Annotated in this window: 23 protein-coding genes; 1 reads left to right on the top strand and 22 read right to left on the bottom strand. The window is 69.6% G+C overall.

Going from position 1 to position 17,880, the window contains the following annotated elements; all coding sequences use genetic code 11:
• Positions 1-3 precede the first annotated feature (3 nt).
• The 4 genes from MA875_RS01725 to truA all read right to left on the bottom strand — a co-directional run bounded on the left by MA875_RS01725 (position 4) and on the right by truA (position 4,528).
• Complete coding sequence (locus MA875_RS01725) at positions 4-1,155, bottom strand: hypothetical protein (protein ID WP_248239858.1); 1,152 nt, start codon at positions 1,153-1,155, stop codon at positions 4-6.
• Positions 1,152-2,831, bottom strand: coding sequence for an ATP-binding protein (locus MA875_RS01720; RefSeq protein ID WP_248239857.1), 1,680 nt, complete (start codon positions 2,829-2,831; stop codon positions 1,152-1,154). Before MA875_RS01720 ends, MA875_RS01725 begins: the two co-directional genes overlap by 4 nt.
• 53 nt (positions 2,832-2,884) lie before the next feature.
• Positions 2,885-3,586, bottom strand: a complete 702-nt coding sequence (locus MA875_RS01715; RefSeq protein ID WP_248239856.1) for an endonuclease/exonuclease/phosphatase family protein — start codon at positions 3,584-3,586, stop codon at positions 2,885-2,887.
• Positions 3,587-3,661: 75 nt separating this feature from the next.
• Entirely contained in the window at positions 3,662-4,528 is an 867-nt protein-coding gene (gene truA, locus MA875_RS01710; protein WP_248239855.1) for a tRNA pseudouridine(38-40) synthase TruA, read from the bottom strand.
• Positions 4,529-4,645: 117 nt separating this feature from the next.
• On the opposite strand from truA, the gene MA875_RS01705 reads away from it, so the two are divergent.
• The gene (locus tag MA875_RS01705) at positions 4,646-6,637 is read left to right on the top strand and encodes an acyltransferase family protein (RefSeq protein WP_248239853.1); all 1,992 of its coding nucleotides are present in this window, start codon (positions 4,646-4,648) and stop codon (positions 6,635-6,637) included.
• Positions 6,638-6,855: 218 nt separating this feature from the next.
• Here MA875_RS01705 and rplQ read toward each other — a convergent pair whose 3' ends face one another.
• The 18 genes from rplQ to rplX form a co-directional block, all read right to left on the bottom strand.
• Positions 6,856-7,482, bottom strand: coding sequence for a 50S ribosomal protein L17 (gene rplQ / locus MA875_RS01700; RefSeq protein WP_248239851.1), 627 nt, complete (start codon positions 7,480-7,482; stop codon positions 6,856-6,858).
• 40 nt (positions 7,483-7,522) lie between these two features.
• Positions 7,523-8,512, bottom strand: coding sequence for a DNA-directed RNA polymerase subunit alpha (locus tag MA875_RS01695; protein WP_248239850.1), 990 nt, complete (start codon positions 8,510-8,512; stop codon positions 7,523-7,525).
• A gap of 133 nt (positions 8,513-8,645) precedes the next feature.
• Positions 8,646-9,044 (bottom strand): 30S ribosomal protein S11, encoded by a 399-nt coding sequence (gene rpsK / locus MA875_RS01690; protein ID WP_013583990.1) that lies wholly within the window; start codon positions 9,042-9,044, stop codon positions 8,646-8,648.
• A 32-nt stretch (positions 9,045-9,076) separates the two neighbouring features.
• A complete protein-coding gene (gene rpsM, locus MA875_RS01685) occupies positions 9,077-9,451 on the bottom strand; it encodes a 30S ribosomal protein S13 (RefSeq protein ID WP_248239849.1) in 375 nt (124 codons plus the stop codon).
• A 133-nt stretch (positions 9,452-9,584) separates the two neighbouring features.
• Positions 9,585-9,701 (bottom strand): 50S ribosomal protein L36, encoded by a 117-nt coding sequence (gene rpmJ, locus MA875_RS01680; RefSeq protein WP_022893853.1) that lies wholly within the window; start codon positions 9,699-9,701, stop codon positions 9,585-9,587.
• A gap of 75 nt (positions 9,702-9,776) precedes the next feature.
• Positions 9,777-9,998: a translation initiation factor IF-1 gene (infA, locus tag MA875_RS01675; protein WP_028496510.1), complete on the bottom strand. Its 222-nt coding sequence runs from the start codon at positions 9,996-9,998 to the stop codon at positions 9,777-9,779.
• Positions 9,999-10,513: 515 nt separating this feature from the next.
• A complete protein-coding gene (locus MA875_RS01670) occupies positions 10,514-11,197 on the bottom strand; it encodes a DsbA family protein (protein WP_248239848.1) in 684 nt (227 codons plus the stop codon).
• A gap of 27 nt (positions 11,198-11,224) precedes the next feature.
• Positions 11,225-12,058, bottom strand: a complete 834-nt coding sequence (map, locus tag MA875_RS01665; RefSeq protein WP_248240113.1) for a type I methionyl aminopeptidase — start codon at positions 12,056-12,058, stop codon at positions 11,225-11,227.
• Positions 12,059-12,066: 8 nt separating this feature from the next.
• Positions 12,067-12,660, bottom strand: a complete 594-nt coding sequence (locus MA875_RS01660; RefSeq protein WP_248239847.1) for an adenylate kinase — start codon at positions 12,658-12,660, stop codon at positions 12,067-12,069.
• Positions 12,660-13,982 (bottom strand): preprotein translocase subunit SecY, encoded by a 1,323-nt coding sequence (gene secY, locus MA875_RS01655; RefSeq protein ID WP_248239846.1) that lies wholly within the window; start codon positions 13,980-13,982, stop codon positions 12,660-12,662. The genes MA875_RS01660 and secY overlap by 1 nt, the downstream gene beginning before the upstream one ends.
• A gap of 101 nt (positions 13,983-14,083) precedes the next feature.
• Entirely contained in the window at positions 14,084-14,680 is a 597-nt protein-coding gene (gene rplO / locus MA875_RS01650; protein ID WP_248239845.1) for a 50S ribosomal protein L15, read from the bottom strand.
• Complete coding sequence (gene rpmD / locus MA875_RS01645) at positions 14,680-14,865, bottom strand: 50S ribosomal protein L30 (protein ID WP_124291696.1); 186 nt, start codon at positions 14,863-14,865, stop codon at positions 14,680-14,682. The genes rplO and rpmD overlap by 1 nt, the downstream gene beginning before the upstream one ends.
• Positions 14,865-15,557 carry a 30S ribosomal protein S5 gene (gene rpsE / locus MA875_RS01640; RefSeq protein WP_372492499.1) on the bottom strand — a complete coding sequence of 231 codons (693 nt, stop codon included), beginning with the start codon at positions 15,555-15,557 and terminating at the stop codon, positions 14,865-14,867. Before rpsE ends, rpmD begins: the two co-directional genes overlap by 1 nt.
• Complete coding sequence (gene rplR / locus MA875_RS01635; protein ID WP_248239844.1) at positions 15,554-15,913, bottom strand: 50S ribosomal protein L18; 360 nt, start codon at positions 15,911-15,913, stop codon at positions 15,554-15,556. Before rplR ends, rpsE begins: the two co-directional genes overlap by 4 nt.
• A 2-nt stretch (positions 15,914-15,915) precedes the next feature.
• On the bottom strand, positions 15,916-16,452 hold the full coding sequence (gene rplF, locus MA875_RS01630; RefSeq protein WP_124291699.1) for a 50S ribosomal protein L6: 537 nt from the start codon (positions 16,450-16,452) through the stop codon (positions 15,916-15,918).
• A 6-nt stretch (positions 16,453-16,458) separates the two neighbouring features.
• Positions 16,459-16,857 (bottom strand): 30S ribosomal protein S8, encoded by a 399-nt coding sequence (gene rpsH / locus MA875_RS01625; protein ID WP_179558518.1) that lies wholly within the window; start codon positions 16,855-16,857, stop codon positions 16,459-16,461.
• A gap of 69 nt (positions 16,858-16,926) precedes the next feature.
• Positions 16,927-17,517, bottom strand: a complete 591-nt coding sequence (gene rplE / locus MA875_RS01620; protein WP_179558517.1) for a 50S ribosomal protein L5 — start codon at positions 17,515-17,517, stop codon at positions 16,927-16,929.
• A gap of 2 nt (positions 17,518-17,519) precedes the next feature.
• Complete coding sequence (gene rplX, locus MA875_RS01615) at positions 17,520-17,879, bottom strand: 50S ribosomal protein L24 (RefSeq protein ID WP_124291702.1); 360 nt, start codon at positions 17,877-17,879, stop codon at positions 17,520-17,522.
• Between the last annotated feature and the right edge of the window lies 1 nt (position 17,880).

Raw genomic sequence — 17,880 nt, 5'->3', positions numbered from 1 at the left:
CCCTCAGGCGTTGACCCGCTCCCACCGGTCGCCGCCGGCCCGGGTCGCCGTGTCGGCCGCGGCCTCGGCGCGCTCGATCAGCGCCTCGACGTCGCCGTCGCCTTCCGCGATGTCGCCGGAATCGACCGCGACCCAGCCGACGCTCGCCGACACCTGGATCTCCATCCCCCCGGCGTTCTCCATTCGGCCCACCCGGCCGAGAGCCCCGCGCAGCGCCGCCCGGATCACGGGTTCGGGACGCGAGACGAGGACGGCCACCGTGCCCGGACGCCGCTCGGCGATGTCGGCGTCCGCGGGGAGGGCGTTGCAGATGGCCCGGCTGAAGCTGTCGCACACCGCATCGAACCCGGTGACCCCGACGGCGTCGCGGACGTCGGCCTCGTCGTCGAGACGGAAGACCAGCAGCGCCCAGGAACGCTCCCCGCGTCTTCTCGCGCGGACGAGACGATCGCGGCATCCCGCGACGAAGTCCTCCCACGCCGAACGCGCCCCCGGGAGGACGACCCGCTCGCGCCGGGTGGCGAACCCGACCAGCGACACCAGCGCGCAGACCATGTAGATGATGAAGCCCAGCTGGTTGACCGACCGGACGAACTGCAGGTCGTCGCCGCTGGATGCGGGGAAGATGAGGCCCGCGACCGCGACGAAGGCGGCGAGCGCGGAGTTGAGCACCGAGATGACCACGAGGGGGTACAGCACGGTGTCCCCGCGATCGGGAAGGCGCAGCCACTCCACGAGGAGCAGGAAGGCGAAGACCGCCGAGAGGAAGAAGATCAGCCGGAACAGGACGCTGTACACCTCGGTGGCACCCGCCGCGACGAGAAGGGCGGGGCTCACCGCCGACAGCAGTGCCGCCAGCCACCACCTCGACGCCGCCCCGCGCAGCGTCCGAAACCCCGCCCAGATGAAGCCGGGCGCCCCCATGAGGAGGCCGAGCGCCACCCGGCGCACCGCCTCGGAGTCGATGGTCTCCGCGAGGACGACGCCCCACGACGAGATCATCGCGAGCAGGAACGCGATCGACCACAGCAGCGTGGAGCGGTGGGGGCGGTCGAGGAAGGCCACCCCGATCATGATGACGACGCCGAGGGTCGCCACCGTGGCCTGCGCGAGAGCGAGGTTCGGGCCGCTGAAGGAGGGGATGCCGTCGATCACTCCGCCGCCCGAGGGAGGGTCACGCGGGCCGTCGTCCCGGCCCCCAGCTCCGAGGTGAGCGTCAGCTCGCCCCCGTGCGCCTCGACGATGTCGCGGGCGATGCCGAGCCCGAGACCCGTCCCCGGCGCGGTGCGCCCGGCCCCCGCCGAGCGGAAGTACGGCTCGAACACCCGGTCGATCTCGTCGCCGGCGATCCCGATTCCCGAGTCGGAGATCTCGATGCGGATGACACGTCCCTCGACCGCCCCGCGCACCGACACCGTCCCCTGGCGGGGGGTGTACTTCACGGCGTTGGTGAGGAGGTTGTCGAACACCTGACGCACGCGGAACGCGTCGGCCCGCACGGGCAGGAGCGGCGGAAGCTCGGTGAGGAGGGTGATGTTGCGCGAGCGCGCGTTGGCCTTCACGCCGGCAAGCGACGCCTCCAGAACGGTGCGCAGGTCGATCTCGTCGGTGCCCCGCGGCGCCGTGAACGAGGCGCGCGAGTCCAGGAGGGTCTGCTCGAGCATCGTGAGCATGCGCTCGGCGGAAGCCTCGATGACAGCGAAGTCGTCGCGCGTGCCGGGGTCGAGCTCGCGCTCGAGCGCGAGCTCCGCGCGGCCGAGGATGACGGTGAGCGGGTTGCGGATCTCGTGCGACGCCATCGCGACGACCTGATCGCGGGCCCGTTCGGCGTGCAGCAGCGCGGTCACATCCCGCACCACGAGCAGCGTGCTCGCCTCATCCTCGCTTCGCGACGCCAGCGGACTGGCCGACGCGGTCACGGCGCGCCAGGTGCCCTCGGGGTCGACGATCCAGTAGGTCTGCGGTTCGAAGGCCTCACCGCGCGCGGCGCGCGCGAAGGGGCGATCACCGACGGGAACCTCCGGGCCGTCCACCCCGACGTGCTCGATCACGCGGGCCTCGGCGGGGTTCTCCTGCTCCGCCAGCCCGTAGAGGCGCCGGTAGGCGGCATTGAGCGCGAGGAGCTCCCCGCCCGGCGCCAGGCGCACGATGCCGAGGTCGATGCCGTCGATCATCTCGGCGATGCGCCGCTCCTGCGCGGTCGCCCGATCCAGCGTCGCCCGCAGTCGTCGCGCCTGCTGACGCAGCAGACGCTTGAAGGCCCGCGTGCGCCGCGAGCCGACGTAGAGGGTGATGCCGATGAAGCTCAGGACGATGATGATCAGCACCACGCGGATCGTCGAATCGGTACCGGGGGTGAGACTCGCGACGATCAGGAGGAACAGCCCCACCGAGCCGAGGGCGACCGCGAGGGTGCGTGCGCCGTAGTGGAGGGCGATCCACACGATCGGGAAGGTCCACAGGAACGCGAACCGCAGATCGCCGTCGAGGTTCAGCAGGCCCACAGCGAAGAGGTCGGCGAAGGGCACCATGAGCACCGCGGCGGAGGACAGCCTCGCCCACGGTGCGATCAGGGTCGCCGCGGTGATCACCACCAGCAGCAGGATGCCGCCGGTGAACGTCCAGCTGGCCAGCTGCGCCGGCTGGATGAACAGCAGCAGGATGACGACGGCGAGCACCGTCGCGCCGAGGACGAGCTGGCTGAGCCAGATCGAACGGGTGCGGCTGGAGATCGACGCGGGAGCGAGGACCCGGGTGTCGGGAGCCGTCGACCACGTCGCCGCGGGCGCCGGGGCCGCGTCGGCCGATCGCGGCCTGCCCCCCGTCAACATACGCAGAGTTTAGCCACGAGGACCCGGGCTTCGAGCCTCCGACGTCCCGTTCGTCAGCCCGCCGTCGGCACCTCCGCCGGCTGGCCGGACGTGATCGTCGCCGTCACCAGGATCGGGAGGTGGTCCGACAGCCCCTGCGGAAGGGTGCGGACCCGGTCGATCGTGAACCCGGTCGAGGTCACGAAGTCGTAGTGCCCGCGGAAGAACCGGTACCGCGTGTAGGTGCGCGCATCGCTCAGACTCAGCTCGTACCCCTGCTCGCGCACCTTCTGACCGAGGTTCTCCTTGAACACCGGGTAGTTGTAGTCGCCGACCATCAGTGCGGGAAGCCCCTCCCCCAGCTGCTCCAGCTCCGACAGCGCGGTGCGGATCTGGTGGCGTCGCAGCGAGTTCAGCGCGGTGAGGGGCGCCGCATGGAAGGAGGCGACGATGAGGTCGGTGCCGTGATCGATGTCATGCAGCCGCACCCCCAGCATCCGCTCTTCCGCGGGCTTGAGCAGATGATCGTGCAGCGACTTCTTCAGGGCGAGGGCGCGCACCTCGACGGCGCGGAAGGTGTTGGCGCGGTAGTAGACCGCAAGACCCAGCCTGTTGCGCGAGGTGGCGTCGGCCAGGCGCAGCCCCGCGATCTCGTCGGGAATGTCGGAGGTGTCGTACTCCTGCAGACACAGGACGTCGGCGCCGTGGCGTTCGACCAGCTCGGCCAGCTCGCCCGCGGCGCGATGCTTGCGCAGGTTGTACGAGATCACTCTCATCGCCGCCCAGCCTACGACCGTCGCGGCCCACCGGGGCTGTCCGGGAGGTGACGCATAAACGATGATCAGGCTTCGTCAGTCGGTCTCCCGGCGCGCGCGGGTCTGCGCCGCGCGCGCGGCGAGCAGCTCGTCGGCGGGGTAACCCACCTCCGCGAGGGTCAGCCCGCGTGCGGCGAGGACGTGGATCTCGGGCACCTTGCCGCCCCGATCGCGGATCGCGGCGAGGTCCTCCGGCTCGAGGCGCCCCTCGCCCACGGCGACGCACCCGCCGACGAGGGCGCGCACCATGCTGTGGCAGAACGCGTCGGCCTTGACATCGGCCAGGAGCACGCCGTCGGGATCGCGGCGCCAGCCGAAGGCGAGCAGGGTGCGGATGGTGGTCGCCTCCTCGCGGGGCTTGCAGTAGGCCGCGAAATCGTGGAGTCCGATGAGGGAGCGCGCCGCGGCATCCATCCGCTCCTCATCCAGGTGCGAGCGCACGCTCGTGGTGCGGTGGCGCTCGAGGGGGTCGTAGCCGGTGCGGCGATCGGCGATGCGGTAGACGTAGCGACGCCACACCGCTGAGAAGCGGGCGTCGAACCCCTCGGGGGCGAGAGTGGTCGAGCGCACGGCCAGGTCGGCGTACGCGCCGAGCACCCCGTTGAGGCGGCGAGCGAGCTGTGCCGTCGGCACGAACGGCTGCGCATCCGGGCTCGCCGACCCGCGCGGGGCGCGGGCTGCGGCCAGGCGTTCCTCCTGCGCCGGGTCGAGATCGACGTGCGCGACCTGCCCGGTGGCGTGGACGCCGGCGTCGGTGCGCCCGGCCACCACGACCCGCGGCGCGCCCCCCAGCACACGACCGAGGGCGGACTCCAGCGTCTCCTGCACCGTCCGGAGCCCTGGCTGGCGCGCCCACCCGCGGAAGTGCGTGCCGTCGTAGGAGAGATCGAGGCGGATGCGCACCGCACCAGCGTAGTTCGCCGCCGGGCCGACTCTCGGAGCTTCCCCGGAGACCGCGGCGAGGTCCGACGTACACTGTGGTGTCCCCCTCCAGAGGATCGTCGACCTGACCGTTTTCCCATGACGCTCACCGCCCCCACACGCCTCAGCAGCCCCAGCTCGCAGCCCGCCGTTCCTCCGCGCCGTTACGCGGGACTGGACGGGATGCGAGCCGTCGCCGTCGCACTCGTGGTGATCTACCACCTCTTCCCCGTGATGCTGCCCGGCGGGTTCATCGGCGTGGATGTGTTCTTCGTGATCAGCGGATTCCTCATCACGAGCCTGCTGCTGCGGGAGCACGCGCGGAGCGGGCGAATCGCCCTCGTGGGCTTCTGGCGACGGCGGGCACGTCGGCTCCTCCCGGCCCTCGCGCTCGTGGTGCTGGTGTGCTCGAGCGCGGCGTTCCTCGTCGGCGGCGACGTGCTCGTGCGGCTCGGCGCCCAGGTGCTGGGCGCGGCGACCTTCAGCTACAACTGGGTCTCGCTCGCCGGTGACGGCGGCTACTTCTCCGCCGCCACCCCCGAACTCTTCCGCAACTTCTGGTCGCTCGCCGTCGAGGAGCAGTTCTACGTCATCTGGCCGCTCGTGCTGCCGCTGTTCCTGCTCCTCCCGCGCGCCTGGGCGCGCGCCGGCGCGGCGCTGCTGCTGGCGGCGGCCTCGGCGGGGTGGATGGCGGTGCTCGTCACCTCGGGGTTCGGCACTCCCGGCGGCGACCTCACCCGCGTCTACTTCGGCACCGACACCCACGCCTTCGGCATCCTGCTGGGCGTGGCCCTGGCGTTCGCGACGACGACCGTACTCGGACGCGCCGCTCCCAGGACCGCGCCGCGGTGGACCGGCGGGGTCGGCGCCCTGGCGATCTTCGGACTCGTGCTGCTGTCGTTCCTCGCGCCCGTCGACGGGGTGGCGACCTTCCCCGGAGCACTTGTGGTCGCCAGCCTCCTCTCGGCCGCCGCGATCGTCGCCGGGGTGTGGCCCGGGTCGCGGTTCGGCCGGGCGATCGACGCGCAGCCGCTGCGGTGGATCGGCGACCGCTCGTACGGGATCTACCTCTGGCACTGGCCGATCCTCGTGCTCCTGCTGGCCGGGCTCCAGGGCACCGGCGCCGAAGCCGGGGTGCCCGGGAGTGTGGGGATCACCGCGCTTCTGCTCACCCTGGTCGCCGCGGAACTGTCGTACCGCTTCGTCGAGACGCCGGTGCGCCGGCACGGGTTCCGCGGGTCGCTCCGACGGCTCGGTCGGGCGCTGCGCAGCGGTGCCGGTGCGCGCATCGGCGCCCTCACCGCCGGCGCGGTCGCGGTCGCGCTCGTCGCCGGCACCGGCGCCGCGGTCGCTGCGGCCCCGGCGGTGTCGTCGGGACAGGCGATGGTGGATGCCGGTCAGCGGGCGCTCGCAGAGGTCGACGCCCCCGCGGCGCCGGCTCCCTCGCCGGCCGAGTCGGCGGCATCCGCACCCCCGGCTCCGATGCCGGGCGTTCCCTCCGACGCCGGCGTGCCCCGGCCCGCGCCGACGCCGGTGACCGGGGATCAGATCACCGCGGTCGGCGACTCGGTGATGCTCGCCTCGGCCCCGGCGCTGCTGGAGCGCTTCCCGGGCATCGCCGTCGACGCGGCCGTCTCACGCTCGGCGTGGGCGGGGCCGGGGATCCTGCAGCAGCTCGCCGACAGCGGCCAGCTGCGCCCCTACGTCGTGCTGGGCCTCGGGACCAACGGCCCGGTCGATCGTGACGCGCTGGAGCGGATGGCGGCGATCGCCGGGCCCGACCGCACGCTCGTCCTCGTCAACGCCTTCGCGCCGCGGGACTGGATCCCGGGCGTCAACACCGAGCTGGCCGACTTCGCCGCGACCCACCCGCGCGTCTTCATCGCCGACTGGTCCGGCGCGATCGCGCCGCGGCCCGAGCTGCTCGCCGGCGACCAGATCCACCCCGACTCCGGCGGGGGCGCGGTCTTCGCCGACGCGGTGGGGCAGGCCGTCGAGCGGGCCGAGGAGCACCGCGCCCTCCTCGCCTACGAGCAGGAGCTGCGCGCCTGGCGGCGCGCGCACTTCACCGTGGGCCGCGAGTTCGAGTAGGCCCGCCGCGCGGCCCCCGCGTGGGTGGCGCAGATGGTGACCTTCGCACCCTCAACCCCGCAATCCGCGCCACTTTCGCTCACGCGAGCCCTGCCGAGGTGGCGCAGATGGCGACCTGGACACCTTCAACCCCGCAATCTGCGACACCTTCACCCGGCACGGAAACGACGAGACCCGCCACCCCACAGGGGCGGCGGGTCTCGGTGCGACCGGGGTCGTTACTTCTTGTCGGCGTCGGCGTCAGCGTCAGCGTCCTCAGTGGAGTCACCCTCCACCACGGCGTCCTCCGCGGCCTTCTCGGCCGCCGCGCCCTCCTCGGGCGACTCCGATCCGGCGTCGGTGCTCTCGTCAGCGGTGCTGTCTTCCACGGGGGCCTCCTCGGTGGTGTCCTCCGCGACAGTCTCCTCCGCGGCGGCGTCATCCGAAGCGGGCTTGACAGCCGGGGCCGCCTTGGCCGACGAGCGCGAGCTCTTGACCTTCGGAGTCACGGGCTCGAGCACGAGCTCAATGACAGCCATGGGGGCGTTGTCACCCTTGCGGTTGCCGATCTTGGTGATGCGGGTGTAGCCACCCGGGCGGTCGGCGACCAGCGGCGCGATCTCAGTGAAGAGGACGTGCACGACCTCCTTGTCACCGATCACACTCAGCACCCGGCGACGCGCGTGCAGGTCGCCGCGCTTGGCGAAGGTGATCAGGCGCTCCGCCAGCGGACGCAGGCGCTTGGCCTTGGTCTCGGTGGTCTGGATCGACTTGTGGGTGAAGAGGGCCGCGGCGAGGTTCGCAAGCAGCAGGCGCTCGTGGGCGGGGCCGCCTCCGAGGCGGGGTCCCTTCGTGGGCTTGGGCATGTCAGTTACTCCAGTCGAAAGTCAGTCGGGATGCCGCAGCTCAGACGGTCTCGTCGTCGTAGCCGCCGTAGAAGTGCGCGCCGTCGAACCCGGGGACCGAGTCCTTCAGCGACAGGCCGAGGGAGGTGAGCTTGTCGCGCACCTCGTCGACCGACTTCTGTCCGAAGTTGCGGATGTTCATCAGCTGCGTCTCCGAGAGGGCGACAAGCTCGCTGACGGTGTTGATGCCCTCGCGCTTGAGGCAGTTGTACGAACGCACTGACAGGTCGAGGTCCTCGATCGGCATCGACAGCTCGTTGGAGAGCACGGTCTCCACCGGCGCCGGGCCGATCTCGATGCCCTCGGCCTCGACGTTCAGCTCGCGGGCGAGGCCGAACAGCTCGGTGAGGGTGCGACCGGCCGACGCGACGGCGTCGCGCGGGGCGATCGAGGGCTTGGTCTCGACATCCAGCACGAGCTTGTCGAAGTCGGTGCGCTCACCGGCACGGGTCGCCTCGACGCGGTACGACACCTTTAGCACGGGCGAGTAGATCGAGTCGATCGGGATCTGCCCGGCCTCGGCGTACTCGTTGCGGTTCTGGGTTGCCGACACATAGCCGCGGCCGCGCTCGATCGTGAGCTCGAGCTCGAAGCGCGCGGTGTCGTTGAGGGTCGCGATGACCAGCTCGGGGTTGTGCACCTCGACGCCGGCGGGAGCGGAGATGTCGGCGGCGGTGACCTCACCGGCGCCGGTCTTGCGCAGGTACGCCGTGATGGGCTCGTCGCGCTCGCTGGAGACGACCAGCTGCTTGATGTTGAGGATGATCTCGGTGACATCCTCCTTCACACCGGGAATGGTGCTGAACTCGTGGAGGACGCCGTCGATGCGGATCGACGTCACGGCAGCGCCGGGGATCGACGACAGGAGGCTGCGACGCAGCGCGTTGCCGATGGTGTAGCCGAAGCCCGGCTCCAGCGGCTCGACGACGAATCGGCTGCGGAACTCCCCGATCTTCTCCTCGGTCAGAGTGGGACGCTGTGCGATGAGCACGATGTGTTCCTTTCAGTCACGTGCCCGCTATATGACACGTGCGGTGGGTGAAGTATTGAGTTGTGTTCAGGGATGCCGCGGGGGCGCGCACCACGAGGGACCGCGCCCCGCGGCATCCGGAAAATCGAAAGCGTCAGACGCGGCGACGCTTGGGCGGGCGGCACCCGTTGTGCGCCTGCGGGGTGACGTCCTGGATCGAACCGACCTCGAGGCCGGCGGCCGTCAGCGAGCGGATCGCGGTCTCGCGACCCGAGCCCGGGCCCTTGACGAAGACGTCGACCTTCTTGACGCCGTGCTCCTGCGCCTGGCGGGCGGCCGACTCGGCGGCCATACCTGCGGCGTAGGGGGTGGACTTGCGCGAGCCCTTGAAGCCCACGCCACCCGAGGACGCCCAGCTGATCACGGCGCCCGACGGGTCGGTGATCGAGACGATCGTGTTGTTGAACGTCGACTTGATGTGGGCCTGACCCACGGCGATGTTCTTCTTCTCCTTGCGACGCGGCTTGCGCGCGGCGGACTTGGCCTGTGCCATGTGCGTGTTCTCCTAAACCCTGCAGGCCGCGCTCAGCGCGCCTTCTTCTTGCCGGCGACGGTGCGCTTCGGGCCCTTGCGGGTGCGCGCGTTGGTCTTGGTGCGCTGACCGCGCACCGGGAGGCCGCGGCGGTGACGGATTCCCTCGTAGGAGCCGATCTCGACCTTGCGGCGAATGTCGGCGGCCACCTCGCGGCGGAGGTCACCCTCAACCTTGTAGTTGGCCTCGATGTAGTCGCGGAGGGCGATGAGCTGGTCGTCGCTCAGGTCCTTCACGCGGATGTTCTCGTCGATCTCGGTCTTCGCGAGGATCTCGTGCGAACGGGTACGGCCCACGCCGTAGATGTAGGTCAGGGCGATGACCACGCGCTTATCGCGCGGGATGTCGACGCCGGCAAGACGTGCCATGCGGCTCTCCTAGGAGTTGGTGGAGGTGTGGAGCAGGATCGGTGCCCGGGCCTCCGCCCCGAGGTGTCCCCCTTGCGGGTTCTGATCCTGCCTGTGTGTGTTCAGTTGTGAGTCTTCGTCGTGAGGTCTGAGCTCAGCCCTGGCGCTGCTTGTGGCGCGGGTTGGACTTGCAGATCACCATCACGTTGCCGTGGCGACGGATCACCTTGCAGTGATCGCAGATGGGCTTGACGGAGGGGTTGACCTTCATGATTTTCCTGTTCGCTGTCTTCGCCGGGCACGCAGGCTCTTCCGACCCCGCGTGGGGCGTTACTTCTCGACCGGTCTAGCGGTAGCGGTAGACGATCCGGCCGCGGGTGAGGTCGTAGGGGCTGAGCTCCACGACCACGCGGTCCTCGGGGATGATGCGGATGTAGTTCTGCCGCATCTTGCCTGAGATCGTGGCGAGCACCTTGTGACCGTTGGTGAGCTCCACGCGGAACATCGCGTTCGGCAGCGCCTCGGAGATGACACCCTCGATCTCGATGACACCGTCTTTCTTCGCCATAAACTCGCTATCGCTTGCATGCAGACCGGCCGGTCTGCGGTGGATGGGATTGTGGTGCGGCGACACGCCAATAAAGGCGCAACGCACCAAAGATCAACTATAGGTGATAACGGATGCCGCGGCAAACCGTCCCGCCGCTCCCGGTCCGCCGCCGCCGCCGCCTCCGCCCTCCGCGCCCGGCGCACCCGTCGCCCCTCGGGGCCCCCGTGAGGGTTCATCCGTCGCATATGCACGCGCGGCGGGACCCAGGCGTACATCTGTGACGGATGAAGGAAGGTGATGGCGCGGCGCGGGCCGCGCGCAACGCGGGGCCAGCGGCGGGCGCACCCGTCGCCCCTCGGGGCCCCGCGAGGGTTCATCCGTCGCATATGCACGCGCGGCCCGCCCTGGGCGTACATCTGTGACGGATGAAGGAAAGGAGAAGGGCCGCGGGGCGCTGCGCGGGGGCGGGCGGGCGCGGGCGGGGCACTGAGCGCGGGCGGGGCACCGGTCCCCCGCGGCGCGCGGGGCGCGGGTCAGGAGAAGAGCGAGGCGAAGTCCGCCGGGGCGGGGATGGTGTCGTTGGCGATGACCTCGCCGTTGACCGCGAGGGTCGGGGTCGCGATGCCCGACTGTCCGGGCTGGATCGGCGTCTGCTGCGTCATCGACGAGACGAACCCGCTGTAGCGCTGCTCCGTCACGCACGCGTCGACGCCCTCGGCGCCGACGGATCCGGCGATCTCGATGAGCTGCTCGTCCGTCAGACCCGTCGAACCCTCCGCGGGCTGGTTGGCGTAGAGCGTCTGCATGAACGACACCGCCGCGTCGGGCGCCGTCTCGGCGACGCAGTACATGGCGTTCGCCGCGCGCGTGGAGTACTCCGTGCCCTGCGAGAACCGGTCGAGGATGGCGATCGGATGGATGTTGAGGGTGAGCGTGCCGTCGTCGACGAGCCCCTGGATCGACTCCCCGTACGCCTGCTCGAACTGGTTGCAGATCGGGCACATGAAGTCGATGTAGGTGTCGAGGGTCTGCTCCCCCGTCCCGACCTCAATCGCCCCCGTCTCGGCGTTGATCGACGCCGCCTGGGGCGCCGGGCCCGCGTCATCCGACTGGTTGTTCGACCAGACCACGATCGCGGCGGTGACCACGAGCGCGAGCACCACGGCGACGCTCACGAGGATCGCGAACCAATTGACCTTGCGCGCGGCGGTTGCCATCGGCGTCCTCCCTGAAGATTCCCGGCGCTACCGGATCGGTGCCGGGGTGACGCCGAATGGCGCGAGCCCAGCTGCGCCGCCGTCGGGCGCCGTGAGCACCCACACACCCTCATCATGCACCGCGACGCTATGTTCCCAGTGTGAGCCGGCCGAGCCGTCGACGGTCGAGACGGTCCAGCCGTCATCCTCGACGAACGTGGCATCGGACCCGGCGACCACCATCGGCTCGATGGCGAGGGCGAGGCCGGGTCGAACCTCGGGACCCGGGTCGTCGACACGGTAGTTGAACACCGAGGGCGACTCGTGCATCTTCCGCCCGATGCCGTGCCCGACGTACTCGCGGAGGATCCCGTAGCCCTCGCCGTGCGCCAGGATGTAATCCTCGATCGCCACGCCGATGTCGGCGATGTGTCGCGCGGTCGCGAGAGCGGCGATCCCCGCCCAGAGCGACCCCTCCGTCACCCGTGAGAGCTGCTCCCGCTCGGCCACGAGCTCCGGGCGCGACGGGTCGGGCAGCACGACGGTGAACGCCGAGTCGCCGTTCCACCCCTGGTACTCCGCACCGCAGTCGATTGAGAGGATGTCGCCGGGCTCGAGCGGCCGGTCGCCGGGGATCCCGTGCACCACCTGCTCGTTCACCGACGCGCACACGGTGTGCCGGTACCCGCGCACCATCTGGAAGTTCGATTTCGCCCCGCGCGAGACGATGAGATCGGATGCCGCGGCATCCAGCTCCGCCGTCGTGACACCGGGGGCGATGAGGGCTTTCACCGCGGCGAGGGCGTCGGCGGTGATGAGGCCGGGTTCGACCATCGCCCGCAGTTGGGCGGGGGTCTTGTAGATCGAGCGGCGGAGACCCACGGTCGGGCTCACACCGCTGCCGGGCTCCCGAGCCCCCGGGCCCGGAGCGCGGCGAGGATGCGATCGGTGATCTCGTCGACCGAGCCCGTGCCGTCGATCTCGTCGACGATGCCCCGGGTGGCGTACACGCCGATGATCGGAGCCGTCTCGCTCTCGTAGATCGCCAGGCGCTGGGCGATGACCGCCTCGGTGTCGTCGGCACGGCCCTGCTCGAGCGCCCGCTTGCTCAGTCGCGCGATCGATTCCTCGCGGGGCACCTCGAGCACGATCACCGCGTCGAGCTTCTCCTCGCGGCCGCCGAGGAACTCATCCAGGTGCATCACCTGTGGGAGGTTCCGGGGGTAGCCGTCGAGGAGGAAGCCGCCCGCGGCATCCTCTTTCGACAGTCGGTCGCGCACGACCGCGCTCGTCAGCTCATCGGGGACCAGTTGCCCGGCGTCGATGATCTCCTTGACCTGCACGCCGAGGTCGGTGCCCCCGGCGACGTTGGCGCGGAAGACGTCGCCGGTCGAGACGACCGGGACACCCAGCACCTCGGCGATGCGGACGCCCTGGGTGCCCTTGCCCGAGCCCTGGGGGCCGACGATGAGAAGACGAGCCATCAGCGAAGGAGCCCTTCGTAGTGACGCTGCTGCAGCTGCGCGTCGATCTGCTTCACGGTTTCGAGTCCCACACCGACGATGATGAGGATCGAGGCGCCGCCGAACGGGAAGTTCTGGTTCGCACCCACAAGCGCCAGCGCGAACAGCGGCAGGAGGGCGACGAGGCCCAGGTAGATCGAGCCCGGCAGCGTGATGCGGGTCAGCACGTAGTCGAGGTACTCCGCGGTGGGACGCCCGGCACGGATGCCCGGGATGAAGCCGCCGTACTTCTTCATGTTGTCGGCGACGTCGACCGGGTTGAAGGTGATGGCGACGTAGAAGTAGGTGAACCCGACGATGAGCAGGAAGTACAGCGCCATGTACAGCGGGTGATCGCCCGACACGAGGTACTGCTGGATCCACGCCACCCAGCCCGGAACCTCCTGGCCCGGCTGCGGCTGGTTGAACTGCGCGATGAGCGCGGGGATGTACAGCAGCGACGAGGCGAAGATCACCGGCACGACACCGGCCATGTTCACCTTGATCGGGATGTAGGTGTTCGTGCCGCCGTAGGTGCGTCGACCGACCATCCGCTTGGCGTACTGGACGGGGATGCGCCGCTGCGACTGCTCGACGAAGACGACCAGCGCGACGACGACCATGCCGACGGCGAGGACGAGGAGGAAGACCTCGAAGCCGCGCGACTGGGCGATGGCCCACATCGAGGCGGGGAAGGCCGCGGCGATCGAGGTGAAAATCAGCAGCGACATGCCGTTGCCGATGCCGCGCTCGGTGACGAGCTCGGCGAACCACATGATGAGGCCCGTACCGGCGGTCATCGTGATGATCATCAGCAGCTGGGCCCACCACACGTCGTTGGTGAGGAGCTGCTCGCACTCGGGGATGCCGGTGATGCCGAACAGCTGACCGCTGCGGGCCACGGTCACCAGGGTCGTCGACTGCAGCAGCGCCAGAGCGATGGTGAGGTAGCGGGTGTACTGGGTGAGCTTGGCCTGACCGGCCTGGCCCTCCTTGTACAGCGCCTCGAAGTGCGGGATGACCACGCGCAGCAGCTGCACGATGATCGTCGCCGTGATGTACGGCATCACCCCGAGCGCGAAGATGGACAGCTGCAGCAGCGCCCCGCCCGAGAACAGGTTCACAAGCGACAGCAGGCCCTCGGTGCCGGCGCTGTCGCGCAGGCAGGACTGCACGTTCGGGAAGTCCACGAACGGTGCCGGCACGTGCGCGCCGAGGCGGTACAGGGCGATGATGGCCAGGGTGAATGCGATCTTCCGCCGCAGATCCGGAGTGCGGAAGACACGCGCGATGGCGCTGAACAAGAGGCTGCCTCCATTGGGGATGCCGACGACCACGTGGGCACGCCGACTCCCAGGGTAACGCGAGGAGGGGCCGGAGCGAACTCCGACCCCTCCTGCAGGCCTTACTGGGCGGTGCCCCCCGACTCGCCGGCGGAGACCGAGCCGCCCGCGGCGACGATCTTCTGCTCGGCGGAGCCCGACACCTTGTCGACCGACACGTTGAGCGCGACCGAGATGTCGCCGGTGCCGAGCACCTTCACCTTCTCGTTCTTGCGCACCGCGCCCTTGGCGACCAGGTCGCCGATGGTCACGTCGCCGCCCTGCGGGTAGAGCTCGGCGAGCTTGTCGAGGTTGACCACCTGGTACTCGACGCGGAACGGGTTCTTGAACCCGCGCAGCTTCGGCGTACGCATGTGCAGGGGCATCTGCCCACCCTCGAAGCCGACCTTGACCTGGTACCGGGCCTTGGTTCCCTTGGTACCGCGACCGGCCGTCTTACCCTTCGAGCCCTCACCGCGACCCACACGGGTCTTGGCGGTGTGAGCGCCGGGGACCGGGCGGAGGTGGTGCACCTTGAGCACGCCCGGGCGCGAAGCCGGGGCATCCTTCTTCGGCGCGCTCTTCGCGGCGGTGTCCTTCTTCGGCGCAGCCTTGCGCGCCGTGGTCTTCTTCGGCGCGGACTCGACGGCCTCGGCCGTCTCTTCCTTCTTCTCCGCCATCAGTCGATCTCCTCAACCTTCACGAGGTGGGCGACGGTGCGCACGTACCCGCGGGTCTGGGCGTCATCGGGACGGACGACGGTGTCGCCGATCCGCTTGAGACCCAGGCTCCGGAGGGTGTCGCGCTGATTCTGCTTCTCGCTCACCTTGGACTTGATCTGCGTCACCTTCAGACGCGCGGCCATCAGGCACCTACCTTCGCTGCAGCCGCGGCCTCGGCCTCGGCGCGGACCAGACGGGCGGGAGCGACCTGGTCGAAGTCCAGTCCACGACGCGCGGCGACGTGACGGGGCTCCTCCAGCTGCTTCAGCGCCTCGACGGTCGCGTGGACGATGTTGATCGTGTTCGACGATCCCAGCGACTTCGACAGCACGTCGTGGATGCCCGCGCACTCGAGGACGGCACGCACGGGGCCGCCCGCGATCACACCGGTACCGGCGGCGGCGGGGCGCAGGAGCACCACACCGGCAGCGGCCTCACCCTGGACGGGGTGCGGGATGGTCGAGGCGACGCGGGGCACGCGGAAGAAGTTCCGCTTGGCCTCTTCGACGCCCTTCGAGATCGCCAGGGGCACCTCGCGGGCCTTGCCGTAGCCGACACCCACGAGTCCGTTGCCGTCTCCCACCACGACGAGCGCGGTGAAGCTGAACCGGCGGCCACCCTTGACGACCTTCGACACGCGGTTGATCGTCACGACGCGCTCGAGGAACTGGCTCTCGCTGCGGTCGCGCGACCCACGGTCGCGGTTGGGGTTGCGCTCACGTCCACCGCGGCGCGGCTCGCGCTCACGCTCGGCGGGAGCGGTAGCGGTGGCGGCCTCGGCCGGAGCCTCGGCAGCGGCCTCTGCGGTCACGTTGTTCTCCTTGTTGTCACTCACAGGTTGAGCCCCCCTTCGCGGGCGCCGTCGGCGATGGCCGCGACACGACCTGCGTATCGGTTGCCGCCGCGGTCGAACACCACGTCGGAGACGCCGGCGGCCTTCGCGCGCTCAGCGACCAGCTCGCCGACCTTGCGGGCCTTGGCGGTCTTGTCGCCGTCGAACCCGCGCAGGTCGGTTTCGAGCGTCGATGCGGATGCCACGGTGTGGCCCTTGCTGTCGTCGACGACCTGGGCGAACACGTGGCGTGCCGAACGGGTGACGACCAGGCGGGGACGCTCGGAGGTGCCGACGACCTTCTTGCGAAGGCGGGCGTGACGGCGCGAACGCGCGTCGGACTTCGTCTTCACAGCCATGGTTACTTACCAGCCTTTCCGGCCTTGCGCCGGACGACCTCGCCGGCGTAGCGCACACCCTTGCCCTTGTACGGCTCGGGCTTGCGGATCTTGCGGATGTTCGCAGCCACCTCGCCGACGGCCTGCTTGTCGATGCCGCTCACGGTGACCTTGTTGTTGCCTTCGACCGTGAGGGTGATGCCCGCGGGGGGCTCGACGAGCACCGGGTGCGAGAAGCCGAGCGCGAACTCGATCGAGCTGCCCTTCTGCGCGACGCGGTAACCGGTGCCGACGACCTCGAGGCCCTTGGTGTAGCCCTGGGTGACGCCGATGATGTTGTTGTTGATGAGCGTGCGGGTCAGGCCGTGGAGCGACCGCGACTCGCGCTCGTCGTCGGGACGGGTGACGATCACCTGGTTGTCCTCGACCTTGACTTCGATGGGACGGGCCACGGTGAGCGCGAGCTCGCCCTTGGGGCCCTTGACCGCGACATCCTGCCCGGTCACCGTGATGGTGACGCCGGAGGGGATGTCGATCGGCAGACGTCCGATACGCGACATGTCAGATCACCACACGTAGGCGAGGACTTCCCCACCCACGCCCTTCTGCTCGGCCTGCCGGTCGGTGAGGAGACCGGAGGAGGTGGACAGGATGGCAACGCCGAGGCCGCCGAGGACCGTGGGGATCTCGGTGGACTTCGCGTAGACGCGGAGGCCGGGCTTCGACACGCGCTTGATGCCGGCGATGGACCGCTCGCGGTTCGGGCCGTACTTCAGCGTCAGGGTCAGGGTCTGACCGACACGGGCGTCCTCGACGGCCCAGTCGGAGATGTAGCCCTCCTGCTTGAGGATGTCGGCGATGTGGGTCTTGAGCTTCGAGCTCGGCAGCGACACGGAGTCGTGGTGCGCCGAGTTCGCGTTGCGCAGACGGGTCAGCATGTCAGCGACCGGGTCTGTCATCGTCATTTTTCAGCTTCTTTCGTTCATGAGGTATCGGCAGCCGTTACACGACTGACGACCTTCCATGGTCAGGTGCTACTGCTGTGCGCCCTCGGCGCGGAAGGGGAAACCGAGGTGGCGCAGAAGAGCGCGGCCCTCGTCGTCCGTCTTCGCCGACGTCACGATGGTGATGTCGAACCCGCGGACGCGGTCGATCTTGTCCTGGTTGATCTCGTGGAAGACCGACTGCTCCTGCAGGCCGAAGGTGTAGTTGCCGTTGCCGTCGAACTGCTTGCCTGACAGGCCGCGGAAGTCGCGGATGCGGGGCAGAGCGAGGTTGATCAGGCGGTCCAGGAACTCCCACGCGCGGTCGCCACGGAGGGTGACGTGCGCGCCGATGGCCTGGCCCTCGCGCAGCTTGAACTGCGCGATGGACTTGCGGGCCTTGGTCACGACCGGCTTCTGGCCGGTGATCTTGGTGAGGTCGTCGACCGCACCATCGATCACCTTGCTGTCGCGAGCTGCCTCGCCGACACCGGTGTTGACCACGACCTTCACGAGACCGGGGATCTGCATGACGTTGGCGTAGCCGAACTCGTCCTGCAGCTTCTTCTGGATCTCGGACTTGTACTTCTGCTTCAGGCGGGGCTGGATTTTGCCAGCCTCGACGGCAGTTGCGCTGCTCATATTCAGAGGTCCTTGCCTGACTTCTTCGCGTAGCGGACGCGCACGGTGCGCTTCACGCCGTCCTTGACCTGCTCCTCGACGCGGTGACCGACACGGGTCGGCTTCTTCGTCTGGGGGTCGACCAGGGAGACGTTGGAGATGTGGATCGGGGCTTCCATCGTCTCGATGCCGCCCGTCTTGGTGCCGCGCTGGGACTGGCCCACGCGGTTGTGCTTGGTGACGAAGTTCACGCCTTCGACGATGACGCGGTTCTGCTCGGGAAGGACCTCGAGGACCTTGCCCTGCTTGCCGCGGTCACCGCCGCGCTCGGGCTTGGCGCCCGAGATGACCTGAACCAGGTCGCCCTTCTTGATCTTCGCCATG

This window comes from Microbacterium kunmingense (genome assembly GCF_023155745.1).
GTDB classification, from domain to species: domain Bacteria; phylum Actinomycetota; class Actinomycetes; order Actinomycetales; family Microbacteriaceae; genus Microbacterium; species Microbacterium kunmingense.
The sequence above is the reverse complement of the archived record's forward strand: the minus strand, read 5'-3'. Positions and strand labels throughout refer to the sequence as shown.